Genomic DNA, 14,847 nt, shown 5'->3' with positions numbered 1-14,847 from the left:
GAGGAAACACCATCAACTCGCCATCGGTGCCCGCCCTTTCGCTGGGCCGAAGTCGGACCGTAGTGCTCCGGATCAGTCGATGCCCCGGACGATGTGCTGCTCCGCGGGATCGTCCTCCACGCCCGCGAGAGCGAGCCAAGGAGTCGGAATCACCGAGGAGCGAAGCCGCAGCCGCGACTCCTTCGCCGACTCGTCCTCGTCCTCGTCCAGAAGCCGCAGGGAAGGCTTCGCCTCGGTAATGATGCGTACGTACACGACCGGACCTCCTGTCTAAGGCCGCGGGACGGCGGCTCCGCCCCGGATGTGCCCGTCCCCCACGAGGACGTATTTGGTGGTGGTCAGCGCGGTCACGCCCATCGGCCCGCGCGCGTGCAGTTTCTGGGTCGAGATACCGAGCTCGGCGCCGAGCCCGAGCTCCCCTCCGTCGGCGAAGCGCGTGGAGGCGTTGACGGCCACGACCGCTGTGTCCAGCGCCGCGACGAAGCGGCGCGCGGCGGTCTGCGAGTCGGTGACGATCGCCTCGGTGTGACCGCTGCCGTACCGGCGGATGTGGTCGATGGCCGACTCCAGTGAGCCGACCACGGCGGCGGCGATTTCCAGGGCGAGATACTCGCGTTCCCAGTCCTCTGCGCCCGCGGGCACCACCGCTTCGTGGAAGGAGCGCACCCGCTCGTCCCCGTGCACGGTCACTCCGTGGTCGGCCAGTGCCGTCAGGGCCCGGGGCAGGAAGGCGGGTGCGACGGCCTCGTGCACGAGTAGGGACTCCACCGCATTGCAGACGGACGGACGCTGGGTCTTGGCATTGAGCAGAACGGCCAACGCCTTGTCCAGGTCGGCGTGTTCGTCGACGTAGACATGGCAGTTGCCCACGCCCGTCTCGATGACCGGGACCGCCGACTGCCGGACGGTGGCCTCGATCAGGTCCCGCCCGCCGCGCGGGATGAGGACGTCCACCAGGCCCCGCAGCGACATCAGTTCGTGCACGGAGGCGTGGCTCGTCCCGGGAACCAGCTGTAGGGCGTCGACCGGTACGGCGGTGCCCGCGAGGGCGTCCCGCATCACGCGGACGAGGGTCGCGTTGGTGCGCCGGGCGGTCGATGAGCCGCGCAGCAGCGCGGCGTTGCCGCTCTTGATGCAGAGCGCCGCGGCGTCGACGGTGACGTTCGGGCGTCCCTCGTAGATCATGCCGACGACTCCGAGGGGCACCCTGATCCGCCGTACCTCCAGGCCGTTGGGCATGACGGAGCCGCTCACCACCTCGCCGACCGGGTCAGGCTCGCCCGCCAGTGCGCGTACCGTCTCCGCGAGCCCTTCGAGCTGCTGCCGGGAGACGGTCAGGCGGTCCAGAACCGTGGCCGACTGCCCGGCGGTCCGGGCGGCGTCCAGGTCCTGTTCGTTCGCCGCCAGGATGCGCGGCGCCGCTTCGGCCAGCCGGCCGGCGAGCGCGGTCAGTGCGAAGTCCCGCTGGGCGCCGGTCGTGGCCGCCAGCCGAACGGCCGCGTCCCGCGCTGCCAGGGCCGCGCCTCGGACGGTGGCCGTGGCCTCGGTCGCCGTGGTGGTCACCGGTCGCCTCCGTCCCGCGGCGCGGGTTCGACCAACCCGGGTGAATCCGTCGCGATCCCACTCCAGAACAATTCGGGGCATCCGGTCAACTCGGCCAGCATGACCCACGCGAGGGCGTCGGCCTGGCGTCCCGGAGCGACTGTGTCGAAGTCTGTGCTGTTCATGTGCTGCCTCCATGTGTCGATCCGTCAGCGGTACACCCGGAATCCGGCTCCGGTCTTGCGTCCCGCCCGCCCGGCTGCCACCAAGTGCCCCAGCAGGGGCGCGGGGAGGGAACCGGGATGGCGGTCGGCGTCGTGCAGCACGCGCTGGATGCTCAGCGAGATGTCGAGGCCGATGATGTCCAGCAGTTCGAAGGGGCCGAGGGGATAGCCACACCCGAGCTTCATCACGGCGTCTATCTCGTCGGTGGTGGCGTAGTGGCTCTCGGCAAGCCGTACGGCCCCGTTGAGATAGGGGAAGAGCAGCGCGTTGACGATGAAGCCCGGCCGGTCCATGCACTGCACCGGGTGCTTGCCGAGTCGGTGGCACAAGTCCCGTGCGACCTGCACGTGTTGGGGCGAGGTCTGCAGGGAGGGGATCACCTCGACGAGCCGCATGAGCGGAGCCGGGTTGAAGAAGTGCAGCCCGAGTACGTCCTCCGGACGCCCGGACGCCAGGCCGCACTCGATCACCGGCAGGCTGGACGTGGTGGTGGCCAGCAGCGCGCCCGGCTTGCAGAGCGCGCCCAGCTTGCCGAAGAGCTCCTTCTTGACGTCCAGGTCTTCCGCGATGGCATCGATCACCAGGTCGCAGTCGGCCAGCCGCGCCGGATCGCCGCTCTGAGTCAGCCGTTCCAGGGTGGTCGCGCGCTCCGCCTCGGTCAGCTTGCCACGGCGCACGGCCCGCGCCGTCGACGCGGCCACCGAGTCCCGGGCACTCCTGGCACGCTCCTCGGTCCGGCCGACGATCACGGTGGCCAGGCCACCGGACGCGAAGACCTCCGAGATACCGGTGGCCATGGTGCCGCTCCCGACGATGCCCACCGTGCGGATCGGCGACTGGCCCGGCGACTTCCGCCCGGGGCCCGAGGTGCGGTGCGCGCCCTCCCGGTAGTCGTAGAAGCCACGGCCGGACTTTCGGCCGAGGAGTCCGGCGAGCGCCATGTGGCGCAGCCGCCGGGCCGGTTCAAGCGTGGGCTCGCCCCACCGCGCGGACAGGACGTCGAGAATGTCGCAGGCGGTGTCCACGCCTATCAGGTCGAGCAGTTCGAGAGGCCCCATGGGCAGCCCGCAGCCGAACCGCATCGCGGCGTCGATGTCGTCCCGTCCCGCGACCCGCTGTTCGTACATCGTGACGGCCTGATTGAGGAAGCCGAAGAGGAGTGACGTGGAGATCAGCCCTGCCCGGTCGCCCACGGTGACCGGTCGCAGTCCCATGCCTCGCACCACGTCGCGGACACGATTGAGGGCGGACTCGTCGGCCATCACCGTGCGGCCGATCTCCGCTAGGCCGGCCGTGGGCAGGGCCAGATGCAGGCCGACGACCCGTCCCGGGCGGCCGGACACCGCCGCGAGGTCGCTGAGCGAGAGGGCGGCGGCGCTGGTGGCCAGGACGGTCTCGGGCGGGCAGACCCGGTCGAGCGCGCGCAGCACCTCGACCTTGGTGTCGCGGCGCTCGGGCACCGCCTCCACCACGACGTCGGCCGCGTTGAGTTCCTCCCAACGGTCCGCGAGCCGGATACGCCCGCTCGCCCGGAGCGCTTCCTCCGCCGTGACCTGGCCGTCCACGACCGAGGAGTCGAACAGCTGCCGTATCCGGGTGCGCGCCTCGACGCGGGGCTCCAGTGCGATGACGGAGAGTCCGGCGAGCGCGGCCCTGCGGGCGAGCGCACAGCCGATGGTCCCGAGCCCGACGACTCCGAGTACTTCCTGATGGCCGCCCGCTTCGGGGTGGCCGTTCACGCCGCCACCCCGCTGAGGTCGCGGGCCACGGGCCGCGGCAGCGTCGTACGGAAGCGGTTGATGGCCTGTTCGCGGGGCTCGCGGAACTCGGGGGCCGTGATGCCCAGACCCTCGGCGGGAGCGAGGCACCGCACCCCGACCTTGCCGTGGTGTTCGTTGCGGTGGATGGACTGGACTGCCCGGCCGACCTCGTCGAGGGAGTACGTCCGCGACAGAGTGGGGTGGATCCGGCCCTTGGCGATCAGGCGGTTGGCCTCCCACGCCTCGCGGTAGTTGGCACAGTGGGAACCGACGATGCGCTTGAGGCTCATCCAGAGGTAGCGGTTGTCGTACTCGTGGGTGTAGCCGGCCGTGGAGGCGCAGGTCACGATGGTGCCGCCGCGCCGGGTGACGTACACGGAGGCGCCGAAGGTCTCCCGGCCGGGGTGTTCGAAGACGATGTCGACGTCCTCACCGCCGGTCAACTCCCTGATACGGGAGCCGAGTCGGCGCCACTCCTTTTGGTCCTGCGTGTGCGGGTCCCGCCAGAAGCGGTAGCCCTCCTCGTTGCGGTCGATAATCAGCTCTGCGCCCAACTGGCGTGCCAGCGCGGCCTTTTCGGGTGAGGAAACCACACAGATCGGCGTGGCCCCGCCGGCCAGCGCGAGCTGGGTCGCGTACGAGCCGAGGCCGCCGACGGCGCCCCAGACGAGGACGTTGTCGCCCTGCTTCATGCTCGCGCCGTTGCGGGTGACCAGCTGGCGGTAGGCGGTGGAGTTGACCAGGCCCGGCGCGGCGGCTTCCTCCCACGTGAGGTGCTCGGCCTTGGGCAACAACTGAGTCGCCTTGACGAGGGCGAGTTCGGCGAGCCCGCCGTAGTTCGTCTCGTATCCCCAGATCCGCTGCTCGGGGTCGAGCATGGGGTCGCCGTGGCCCTCCGCGTCTTCCAGTTCGACCGAGACGCAATGCGCGACCACACGGTCCCCGACGCCCCAACGCCGCACGCCGGGACCGCACTTGAGGACCACGCCGGCCAGGTCGGAGCCGATGACGTGGTACGGCTGATCGTGCCGGGCCGCCAGGCCGCCGATGCGCGCGTAGCGCTCAAGGAGGGCGAAGGTGGGCACCGGCGCGAACAGGGCGCTCCACACCGTGTTGTAGTTCACGGCGCTCGCCATGACCGCCACCAGGACCTCGCCGGGTCCCGGGGCCGGGGTGGGCACGTCCTGGATGTGAATGGAATCGGCCGGCGCACGGTCGCGCAGCTCCACGCCTTCGAACATCCCCGCCTCCTCCTTGTGGAGAACGGCCGCCCGGAAGGATTCGGGAACTCCCAGGGCCGCCACATCGGCAGGCACCGAGTCCGGGGACTCGATCACCTCTACCAGTTCACGCATGGTCAGGCACCGCCTTCCGCGTTCACACTCGACAGAAACTCAACACGCAATGAACTCAACAGGGAAGGAGTTTTGCACGAAGCCAGGGCCTCAGCAAGCCCCGCAAGCCCCGCCGCACGGGCGGACGCCCCACCCGAGGCCCCTTGTACGAGCGCCACTCCACATGTAAAACTCATCAACAGTTGAGTTCAGCGGGTAGTGAATTGTCAAACATCCGATGCCGAAGGAAGATGCCGTGACGCAGCCGCACCAGGCCGAAGCTCTACAGGCAACCGCCATCGCCGGCATCGCCGGCATCCTCATCGCGGGGACGGTCCTCGCCCACCTTGCCCGGCGTGTTCGTCAGCCCGCCGTCATCGGCGAGATCACCGCCGGTATCCTCCTGGGCCCGAGTCTGCTCGGACTGCTTCCCGGTGACCTGACGCAACGTCTCTTTCCGGATAACGCAAGGCCCTTGTTATCCATGGTCGCCCAACTGGGCTTGCTCCTCTTCATGTTCACGGTGGGATGGGAGCTGGACTGGTCGACGATGCGCCGTGGCAAGCGCTCCGTCGCGGGGGTCACCGCGGGCAGCATCCTCGTCCCGCTCCTGCTCGGCATGGCCGTCGCCGCAGTCCTCTACCAGAACCACTCGCGCGTCGACGGCGAGGAAGTGCCCTTCTTCTCCTTCGCCCTGTACCTGGGCGTCAGCATGTCGATCACCGCGTTCCCGGTACTGGCCCGCATCCTCAAGGACAACGGCCTCAGCCGTACCAGTATCGGCGCGCTTGCCCTGACCAGCGCCGCGTTCGGCGACGCCCTGGCCTGGTGCCTGCTGGCCGGCGTGGTGGCGATCGTGACCGCGTCCGGGCCCTCCGGCTTCACCGACACCCTCTGGATGTCGGCCGGGTACGGCGCCGTGATGATCGTTGTCGTGCGTCCGCTACTGGCCCGCGCCGTCGCCCGGGTGTCCAGGCGGGGCACAGGGGTCTACCTGGCGACGCTGGTCACGGCGGGCCTGCTGCTCTCGGCGTACACCACCTCGAAGATCGGCATCCACCCCATCTTCGGCGCCTTCGCCTTCGGCCTCGTCATGCCCCGCAAGCCGCAGGCCCTGCTGGAGGAGAAGATGCTGCGCCCGTTGCAGCATGCCGGCGAGCTCATGCTGCCCGTCTACTTCATCGTCACCGGACTCTCGGTCGACGTCGCGGCCATGTCGGTGACCGCCTGGGGCGAACTGGCCCTGATCCTCTCCGCCGCCATCATCGGAAAGATGCTCGGCGCGGGCGTGCCGGCCAAGTCCTTCGGGCTCTCCTGGCGGGAGTCGACGGGCGTCGGTGTCCTGATGAACACCCGGGGCCTGACCGAGCTGATCATCCTTGGCGTCGGTCTCAGTCTGGGGGTGCTCGACGACACGCTCTTCACCGAGATGGTCCTCATGGCGCTGATCACCACGGCCATGACCGGCCCCCTGCTCCCGTATCTGTTTCCGCGCACGCGGAAGGATCTGGTCCCCCCGCGCAACCCCGCCGCCCCCGCCACCTCCGTAGTGCGGGTGCCCGAACCGGCCGGCGGGCAGGCCCAGGCCCCGGATCTGGCCGGTTGAACCGACCCGCCCGACCCGGGTCCGTGACGCCACACCCCACCCCCACGTCGCTCGGCTCGCGCCGGCGCGAGCAGGAGACGCGACGGACAGACAAGGAGATGGCCCGGGTGCACCCCGTCATCAGCACGCTTTCCCGCGTCCTCGACATGCCGTCGGAGTTCATCGGCGACGAGCTGCGGCTCCGCGCCGTGGCCAGCTGGGACAACCTGACGGCCGTAGAGCTCCAGGTCCATCTGGAGCACGAGTTGGGCACCACTCTCGACGACCGCCTCATCGAGCACATCGACTCCGTGGGCCAGCTCCGTGACTTCTACGACGGACGGCTCGCCGAGCTGTCACACATCCAGGCCCCGCCGGACGCGTCGGCGATCGCCCCCGCACTGCCCCGCGTCACGATCCCCGCCCCGAAACGGGAGCGTCTCCAAGGCGACCCGCAGGCCGACATCTCCGACGTGGTCGTCGGAGAGACAGGCATCTCCGAGGTGGACCCGGCCCGCGGCCGGCTGTCCTACCGGGGTTATCCCATCGGGGAGTTGATCGGCAGGGTGACCTTCGAGGAGGTCGTTCATCTACTGATCCGCGGCTGGGTGCCCGACCCGGAGGAGCTCAGCGCCTTCCGCGCCCGGCTCGCCGCGGCCCGTGAGCTGCCGCCCATGGTCTCGACGAACCTCGTGCTCAACGCCAACGCAGGCGCGTCGTCCGTACTACGCACCGCGGTCCCCGCACTCGGGGTCGCCGCGGAGGCGGACGCCGACCCCGCCGCCCACATCGACCTGCGGGAACGCCTGGTCGCACGGATCCCCACGATCTTCGCGACCCAGCAGGCGGCCCGCGCCGGGCGTCGACTGCCGCGCCCCGCTCCGGAGCTCTCGCACGCCGAGAACATCCTCTACATGCTGGGCCTGCCCCGCGACCCGGAGCGCGTGCAGCTGGTCGACCTCTGCCTGGTCCTGCAGGCCGAACACGGCTGCAACGCCTCCGCGTTCGCGGCCCGGGTCGCGGCCGGCACCGGTGCCGACACCTTCGCCACCATCACCGTGGCGCTCGCTACGTTCACCGGCCCCCTGCACGGCGGCGCCGCCCCCCAGGTGATCGACCTGGCCCGGAAGGACGACAACCCGGACAGCGCCGCCGCTTACCTGCGAGGACGGGCCGACCAGGCCTCCGCCGCGCGGAACCGGCCGGTCGCGTACGCCGAGGAGGACCCCAGGGTCCGGCCGCTGCGCGAAGCCGCCCGGCGCTTCCACGGGAGCCCGGGCAGCGATCACGTCCTGCAGGTCCTGGACGCGGTACGAGCCGCGGCACACCCCTCGAAGGGGCCCCGCCCCTATCTGACCGTGGACTGCTACGCCGCCGCGATCTATCACCTGCTCGGTATGCCCACCGACCTGTTCGTCCCGATGTTCGCGGCCGCCCGAATGCCCGGCTGGCTCGCCCACGTCGAGGAACAGCGGGCCCAGCAGGGGCGCATCCACCCGCGGCTGCGCTACGTCGGTCCGCGGAATCTGCGCCACCTCCCCGACCAGCACTGACCAGCGATCCGATGAGGGAGGGCGCCACCCTTCCCCGTACACCAGGAGCAGATGTGGAGTTCGGCTGGAACGGGGGCCAACAGGCCCGCTACGACGAGGTATTGGACGCGACCCGAGCCGCCTTCCCCGCGCCGCCCGGCGCGGGGCACGGCTTCTACACCCGCAAGGACTGGCTGCGGCTCGGCGAGATCGGCATGCTCGGGTCCTGCCTCCCCCAGGAGTATGGCGGGCAGGGTCTCGGCGCCCTCGACACCGCGCGAGTCGTGGAGGCGGTGGGCCGTGGCTGCGCCGACACCGGCCTGGTGTTCGGCGCCGCGGCGCACACCTTCGCCTGCGCCGTGCCGATCGACGGCTTCGGCAGCGATTCCCTGCGTCGGCGACTGCTGCCCGAGCTGGCCGCGGGCCGGCTGATCGCGGGCAACGCGATGACGGAGCCGGACGCGGGCTCGGACTCCTCGCGGCTCGGCACGATCGCGACCCCGGTCGACGGCGGTCTCCTGCTCAACGGCACGAAGAGCTTCGTCAGCAACGGTCCCGCCGCCGATGTGTACGTGGCGTACGCGACCGTCGATCCCAAGGCGGGGTTCCTCGGCGTGACAGGCGTCGTCGTCGACCGGGACACGCCGGGGCTCGTCGTAGGCCAGCCCTACGAGAAGATGGGAATGCACTCCTGCCCGGCCGGTGCGATCACCTTCGAGGACTGCTTCGTGCCCGAGGAGAACGTTCTCGGCGGCGTCGGGCAGGGCGCGGCGATCTTCCAGCACTCCATGGGCTGGGAGCGGGCCTGTCTGTTCGCGCTCTACATCGGACTGCTCGACCGGCTCTTGGAGCAGTGCGTGACGCACGCCCGGGAGCGCCGCCAATTCGGCCGCAGGATCGGCGAGTTCCAGTCGGTGTCCAACCGGATCGCGGACATGAAGCTGCGCCTTGAGAGCGCCCGGCTGCTGCTGTACCGCGCCTGCTGGTCCATGGACCAGGGCGATTCCGCCGTGCTCGCGATCGCCCTGTCCAAGCTGGCCGTGTCCGAGGGCGTGCTGGCGTCCGCCGCCGACGCGGTCCGCGTCTTCGGAGGCCGCGGCTACCTGCGGGAGGACGGCATCGAGGCCGCGCTGCGCGATGCCATCCCCAGCACGATCTTCTCGGGCACCTCGGACATCCAGCGTCAGTTGATAGTGAAGGAGATAGGCCTGTGAGGCTCCACCAGCTCGTCATCGACTCCGCCCGGCGCTCGCCCGACTCCCCTGCCGTGCGCTCGGCCCACGGAGTGTTCAGCTACCGGGAGCTGGACTCCCGCGCCGATCAGTACGCCGCCGCGCTGCACCGGCGCGGTGTGCGGCCCGGCGACCGGGTCGTGCTGTGGAGTCACAAGACCTTCGACGCCATCGCCCTGATGCAGGGCGCCCTGCGCGTCGGCGCCATCTACGTGCCGATCAGCGCCGTCAACCCGGCCGCCCGGGTGCAGCGCATCACCGCGAGCTGCTCACCCGCCGTGGTGGTGACCGACGCCGACGGCATCCGCCGCGCCACGGACCACGGCTGGGACGACTCCGTACCGCTGGCCTCCTTCGAGACCGTACGCGAGCAGGCCCCCGCCGAGGACGCGCCGCCCGTCCACAGGAACGAGCCCGACGACCCGGCCTACATCTTGTACACCTCCGGCTCCACCGGTGAGCCCAAGGGCGTCTGCATCAGCCACCGGAACGCACTCGCCTTCGTTCACTGGGCGGCCGCCGAGGTCGGTGTCACCGCCGAGGACCGGCTCTCCAACCACGCGCCGTTCAACTTCGACCTCTCCGTCTTCGACCTGTACGCGGCGTTCCTGGCCGGCGCCTCCGTCCTCCTGGTCCCGGAAGGACTCGCGTACGACCCGGTGCAGCTGGGCTCGCTGCTGCACCGCGAGCAGATCACCGTCTGGTACTCGGTGCCGTCCGCGCTGACCTTGATGATGCAGCGGGGAGAACTGCTCGCCGGTGAGCCCCCGGCGGCCCTGCGCGCCTGCGTCTTCGCCGGTGAGCCCTTCCCCATCCAGCACGTGCACGAACTGCGCAAAGCGTGGCCGGATGTGCGGATGTTCAACTGGTACGGGCCGACCGAGACCAATGTGTGCACCAGTTACGAGGTCACCGACCGGGATCTCGGCAGCACCCGTCCGCTGCCGATCGGCACCGCCGTCTCCGGCGACCGCATCCGGCTGCACCCGCCGCGTTCGCGCGAGGGGGAGATCGTGGTCAGCGGCCCGACCGTGATGCTCGGCTACTGGGGCCGGGAGCCGCAGAAGGGCCCGTACTTCACCGGTGACATCGGCCGGATGGGGCCCGACGGGATGCTGGAGTACGTGGGGCGGCGCGACCACATGGTCAAGGTGCGCGGGCACCGGATCGAGCTCGGCGACATCGAGGCGACGATCACCGCCAACCCCAAGGTCGCCTCCGCGGCGTGTCTGGTGGTGGGCAGCGGCCTGGACGCCAAGATCCATGCCGTGGTGGTGCCGGAGGGGACCGAGCGCCCGGGGCTCCTTGAACTCAAGCGCGAATGCGCCGACCGGCTACCCCTCTACATGGTGGTCGACGCGATCCATGTCGTCACCGAACTACCCCTGACCGCAAACGGAAAGACGGACCGTCAGGCCCTGGCGAGCGAAATCGCCGCCATCGCCCCACGGTGAAGCCCGATGAACTCCGCGGCCCTGACCCGCCTCGGCCTCAGAGACGAGGATCTGGAAATGCCTGAACAACTCAGCACGTCCGAGCTCCTGTTGGACCAGGTGGACCTCAACACCTTCCGTTCCGTGATGGGTTCACTGCCCACCGGGGTAAGCGTCGTCACCAGTCTGACGGCCGACGGCGAACCGCGCGGCCTCACGTGCAGCGCGGTGTGCAGTGTCTCCGCCGCTCCGCCGCTGCTCCTGGCCTGCGTCAAGCAGCCCAGCGCGACGCTTGAGGCCATCCATCAGAGCTCGGCCTTCGCCGTCAACTTCCTCTCCGTCGACATGGCCGAGACGGCCCGCACCTTCGCGTCGCCGGTGCCCGAACGGTTCGAGGGCGTGCCCTGGACGCCGGGGAAACGCACCGGCGTCCCCCTGCTCCAGTCCACCGTGGCGTCCGCGGAGTGCGTCCTGACAAGCAGCTATCTGGCGGGCGACCACCAGGTGCTGATCGGCCGCCTGGTGCACGGCGACGTCAGCACGACCCGCGTGCCTCTGGCCTACTGGCGCGCCCAGTTCTCCGAATTGAGGACCCACCCGGCGGCCTGACCCCGTCGGCTTTCGGAGTGCAATGTCCGTGGGCGGTCATGAGCTGAGCTCATGACCGCCCACGTCGCGCTGGAGCTGCTCCGGTGCTGATGATGGATCGTGAATGACGGATTCAGCCCGTGGTTCCGGGCTTCGGCAGAGTCTGGAGAACTCCCGCCACATACGCGTGGAACGCGGGGTCGTCGAGCAGGAAGTGGCCGCCCGGCAGCCACTCGATCAGCACGTCGCCGGCGCCGTGGTTCTCCCAGTCGCGCAGACCGGCGTCGTCCACCATCGGGTCGTCGAGGCCCGCGCACACCCACAGCGGGGAGTCCAACGGCGGGCCGGGCAGCGGTTCGTACGTCTCCGAGACGGTGAAGTCGGCCCGCAGCGCAGGGACGAACAGCCGGAGCAGCTCCGGGTGGTCGAATAGCTGCGGCGGGGTGCCGCCGAGGCGGCGTACGGACTCCAGGAACGCCGGGGCCTCCAGGGTGTGGATGTCCGGCAGGATCCGCCGAGCGGTGGGGCCGTTGCGGCCGACCACGACGACGGCGGCCGGCGGACGGCCCAGGGCGCTCCAGTAGCGGCCGAGCTCGTACGCGAACGCCGCGCCCATGCTGTGCCCGAGCAGCACGTACTGCCCCGTGGTGTGCGCGGTTGAGCCTCGGATCAGATCCTCCAGGACCGCGCCGAAGTCGTCGCGCACCCGCTCGGCCATTCTGGCGCCGTGGCCCGGCAGTTCCAGGAGGGTCGTGTTCGTGGTCGGCGGCAGCGCGGCCTCCAGGCTCGCGAAGACCCGCGCCGCACCGCCCGCGTGCGGCAGGCACAGCAGGGTCGGACGGCTCGGGCGGGCGGGCGCGGGCGTCGTGGCGGGGGTGGTCGTGGTAGAGGACGTCTCGGTGGTCGGTCCGGGCGGGCTCACCTTCATGACTGAGTCTCCTTGTCGAGGGGTGCACGGATCGTACGAGGGGCCGTGAGGGGCGGCCGCAGCACCGGCCGCTCACCGGGGGCGAGCGTGAACAGGCGGATGACCTCGCCACCGTCCGCGACCGCGATGGCGGCCCTGAACTCCGGTCCGACGTCGATGAGTTGAAGGGTCCAGGACCTGGCGGCGGCACCCGGAGCCGCGTGCAGCGTGACCCGTCCGCGACGCCGCGCGCCCGGAGTCACCCGCACCGCGGTGAGGTCGCCGGCCAGCCCGCTGCCCATCGCCTTGAGGACGGCTTCCTTGCAGGTCCAGTGGGTGAACAGACCGCTGTGCAGGTCGTCTTCGCAGTCCGCGGGCCAGCGTGCCGCCTCCCATTCGGAGAGCACCTGGCGGCGCAGTCCCGCCGGATCCTGGAGGGGTTTGATCCGCTCGACGTCGACTCCGGTGGGACCGTCACGGCTCACCGCAACGAGGGACATGCCGTCGGTGTGCGACAGGCTGACCCGCAGGCCCGGGTCGCCGGACACATAGGGCTTGCCGAACCGCCCTCGCACAAAGGCGATTCGGTCTGCGGGACGCCCGCTGTAGGCGGCGGTGACGGCCCTCAGTGCGGCATGGGCGGAGGCGTACAGCGCCCGTTGCGAGGGAACGACGTGCCGCCAGCGCCGTACCTCATCCGGTGAGAGCAGTTCGACGCAGCGCCGTACCACCGCTTCGCGCCGCGGCCCGGGACCGGGTTCGGGGACGGCCCAGATGTGCGCCTCTCCGGGAGGGGGGCCGTGCCGTGCTCGGGTCATCGAATCTCCAACCGCTTCGTCGTCGCTTCCAGTTGGCCTCTTGACGATGAACTCAACACTAGTAGAGTTCATCGAGAAATGACATCATCAGGCGTTGAAATCAACAACCGTTGAACGCCCGGCGGGACACCCGCCCGTCAACGCATCTCCAGGAGGTACGGCGTGGCCAGTGCCCGCGACGAACTGATCGCCCAGCTCACCGAGTTCATCAGGGAGCGACTGCTGTCGGAGCCCGACGCGCAGGGCATCAACCCGGACACCCCCTTGCTCGAATGGGGCATCCTCACCTCGATCAACACCGCTCAGCTGCTCACCTTCATCCGGGACGAGCTGGGAACGAACATCCCGCCGACCGAGCTGACCGGCACCAACTTCCAGAACCTCGACAGCATCACCGACCTGCTGCTGTCCCTTCGCGCGCCCATCCACTGACCAGCGGACACGGTCCCGCGCTTCCCACCGAACTCGCGACAGGAGATCACGTTGTCTGAGGCATCCGAGAACTACGACTACGACATCGGCATCATCGGCGGCGGCCCGGCGGGCTCCACCGCCGCCTCCTACCTCGCCAAGGAGGGTCTGTCCGTGGTGGTCTTCGAATCGGAGACCTTTCCGCGCGAGCACGTCGGCGAGTCGCTGGTCCCGGCCACCACCCCCGTGCTCATCGAGACCGGAGCGATCGAGAAAGTCGATGCCGCCGGCTTCCCCAAGAAGTACGGGGCCGCCTGGACCTCGGCGGAGGACCGGGACATCGACCACATGGGCTTCCAGGGCCTGGACCACGACTTCCGCGCCGCCGAGGTCCTCTTCAGCGAGCGCGACCAGGCCGGCGTCGACCGCGATCACACCTTCCACGTCGACCGCGGGAAGTTCGACCAGATCCTGCTGCAGCACGCGGAGAGTCTGGGCGCGAAGGTCTACCACGGCGTCCGCGTCAACCGCGTCGACTTCTCCGACCGGGATCGCCCCGTCATTCAGGCGAAGGTCGGCAACCAGTCCGTCGGCGTCCCCGTCCGCATGGTCATCGACGCCAGCGGCCGCCGCACCATGATGGGCAGCCAGCTCAAGGTCAAGGAGCCCGACCCGGTCTTCAACCAGTACGCGGTGCACACCTGGTTCGACGACTTCGACCGCAAGGCCCTCGCGGTCAACAAGGAGCAGTCGGACTACATCTTCATCCACTTCCTGCCGCTCGAGGACACCTGGGTCTGGCAGATACCCATCACCGACACCATCACCTCGATCGGTGTCGTCACACAGAAGGCGCGGTTCAAGGAGGCCAAGAACGACCTGGAGACCTTCTTCTGGGACACCATCGGCAGCCGGCCGCCGCTCCAGGACGCCCTCAAGAACGCCCGCAGGGTCAAGCCCTTCAAGTCGGAGGGCGACTACAGCTACGCCATGACCAAGGTCTCCGACGACTCGCTCCTCATGATCGGCGACGCGGCCCGGTTCGTCGACCCGATCTTCTCCAGCGGTGTCAGCGTCGCGCTGAACAGCGCCCGCCTGGCGGCCGCCGACATCATCGCGGCCCACAAGGCCGGGGACTTCCGCAAGGAGCGGTTCGACACCTACGTCGGCACGCTTCGCAGCGCCGTCTCCAACTGGTACGAGTTCATCTCGATCTACTACCGACTCAACATCCTCTTCACGGCGTTCGTCCAGGACCCGCGCTACCGCCTTGACGTCCTCAAGATGCTTCAGGGCGATGTGTACGACGGGGAGCCCAAGGCCCTCGCCGCGATGCGGGAGATCGTCGAGGCGGTGGAGAACGACCCGGACCACCTGTGGCACAAGTACCTGGGGACCCTCAGGGCCCCTGCCGCCGCGGCCAAGTTCTGAGCCCTGGCTCCGGTGCCGGCCGGCCAGGCACCTACACCGCAGCGGTCCG

The 14,847-nt window shown here is 69.8% G+C and carries 14 protein-coding genes; 7 read left to right on the top strand and 7 right to left on the bottom strand.

What is annotated here, in order from left to right; all coding sequences use genetic code 11:
• Window positions 1-72: 72 nt before the first annotated feature.
• Genes ACFWP7_RS37790 through ccrA form a run of 5 tightly spaced genes read right to left on the bottom strand, consistent with a single transcriptional unit; the run spans window position 73 to window position 4,882 of the window.
• Window positions 73-255, bottom strand: a complete 183-nt coding sequence (locus ACFWP7_RS37790; protein WP_384391512.1) for a hypothetical protein — start codon at window positions 253-255, stop codon at window positions 73-75.
• Window positions 256-270: 15 nt separating this feature from the next.
• Complete coding sequence (locus ACFWP7_RS37785; protein ID WP_384391509.1) at window positions 271-1,563, bottom strand: glutamate-5-semialdehyde dehydrogenase; 1,293 nt, start codon at window positions 1,561-1,563, stop codon at window positions 271-273.
• Window positions 1,560-1,727 carry a hypothetical protein gene (locus ACFWP7_RS37780; RefSeq protein ID WP_384391507.1) on the bottom strand — a complete coding sequence of 56 codons (168 nt, stop codon included), beginning with the start codon at window positions 1,725-1,727 and terminating at the stop codon, window positions 1,560-1,562. The genes ACFWP7_RS37785 and ACFWP7_RS37780 overlap by 4 nt, the downstream gene beginning before the upstream one ends.
• A gap of 24 nt (window positions 1,728-1,751) precedes the next feature.
• A complete protein-coding gene (locus ACFWP7_RS37775; RefSeq protein WP_384391504.1) occupies window positions 1,752-3,506 on the bottom strand; it encodes a 3-hydroxyacyl-CoA dehydrogenase family protein in 1,755 nt (584 codons plus the stop codon).
• The gene (gene ccrA, locus ACFWP7_RS37770; protein ID WP_384391501.1) at window positions 3,503-4,882 is read right to left on the bottom strand and encodes a crotonyl-CoA carboxylase/reductase; all 1,380 of its coding nucleotides are present in this window, start codon (window positions 4,880-4,882) and stop codon (window positions 3,503-3,505) included. Before ccrA ends, ACFWP7_RS37775 begins: the two co-directional genes overlap by 4 nt.
• Window positions 4,883-5,117: 235 nt before the next feature.
• On the opposite strand from ccrA, the gene ACFWP7_RS37765 reads away from it, so the two are divergent.
• The 5 genes from ACFWP7_RS37765 to ACFWP7_RS37745 all read left to right on the top strand — a co-directional run bounded on the left by ACFWP7_RS37765 (window position 5,118) and on the right by ACFWP7_RS37745 (window position 11,252).
• A complete protein-coding gene (locus tag ACFWP7_RS37765) occupies window positions 5,118-6,467 on the top strand; it encodes a cation:proton antiporter (protein ID WP_384391499.1) in 1,350 nt (449 codons plus the stop codon).
• A gap of 107 nt (window positions 6,468-6,574) precedes the next feature.
• Window positions 6,575-7,999 carry a citrate/2-methylcitrate synthase gene (locus tag ACFWP7_RS37760; protein ID WP_384391497.1) on the top strand — a complete coding sequence of 475 codons (1,425 nt, stop codon included), beginning with the start codon at window positions 6,575-6,577 and terminating at the stop codon, window positions 7,997-7,999.
• 53 nt (window positions 8,000-8,052) lie between these two features.
• Entirely contained in the window at window positions 8,053-9,192 is a 1,140-nt protein-coding gene (locus ACFWP7_RS37755; RefSeq protein ID WP_384391496.1) for an acyl-CoA dehydrogenase family protein, read from the top strand.
• A complete protein-coding gene (locus ACFWP7_RS37750; RefSeq protein ID WP_384391493.1) occupies window positions 9,189-10,664 on the top strand; it encodes an amino acid adenylation domain-containing protein in 1,476 nt (491 codons plus the stop codon). The genes ACFWP7_RS37755 and ACFWP7_RS37750 overlap by 4 nt, the downstream gene beginning before the upstream one ends.
• Window positions 10,665-10,721: 57 nt before the next feature.
• Window positions 10,722-11,252, top strand: coding sequence for a flavin reductase family protein (locus ACFWP7_RS37745; protein WP_384391491.1), 531 nt, complete (start codon window positions 10,722-10,724; stop codon window positions 11,250-11,252).
• 112 nt (window positions 11,253-11,364) lie between these two features.
• On the opposite strand, the gene ACFWP7_RS37740 is transcribed toward ACFWP7_RS37745, so the two are convergent.
• Both ACFWP7_RS37740 and ACFWP7_RS37735 read right to left on the bottom strand, forming a co-directional pair.
• Window positions 11,365-12,159, bottom strand: coding sequence for a thioesterase II family protein (locus ACFWP7_RS37740; protein WP_384391488.1), 795 nt, complete (start codon window positions 12,157-12,159; stop codon window positions 11,365-11,367).
• Window positions 12,156-12,956, bottom strand: coding sequence for a 4'-phosphopantetheinyl transferase family protein (locus tag ACFWP7_RS37735; protein WP_384391486.1), 801 nt, complete (start codon window positions 12,954-12,956; stop codon window positions 12,156-12,158). The genes ACFWP7_RS37740 and ACFWP7_RS37735 overlap by 4 nt, the downstream gene beginning before the upstream one ends.
• 162 nt (window positions 12,957-13,118) lie before the next feature.
• On the opposite strand from ACFWP7_RS37735, the gene ACFWP7_RS37730 reads away from it, so the two are divergent.
• Window positions 13,119-13,388 carry an acyl carrier protein gene (locus ACFWP7_RS37730; RefSeq protein ID WP_384391484.1) on the top strand — a complete coding sequence of 90 codons (270 nt, stop codon included), beginning with the start codon at window positions 13,119-13,121 and terminating at the stop codon, window positions 13,386-13,388.
• 51 nt (window positions 13,389-13,439) lie between these two features.
• Window positions 13,440-14,798, top strand: coding sequence for an NAD(P)/FAD-dependent oxidoreductase (locus ACFWP7_RS37725; protein ID WP_384391482.1), 1,359 nt, complete (start codon window positions 13,440-13,442; stop codon window positions 14,796-14,798).
• Window positions 14,799-14,847 lie beyond the last annotated feature (49 nt).

It is taken from the genome of Streptomyces sp. NPDC058470 (assembly GCF_042721055.1).
Lineage (GTDB): Bacteria > Actinomycetota > Actinomycetes > Streptomycetales > Streptomycetaceae > Streptomyces.
The sequence above is the reverse complement of the archived record's forward strand: the minus strand, read 5'-3'. Positions and strand labels throughout refer to the sequence as shown.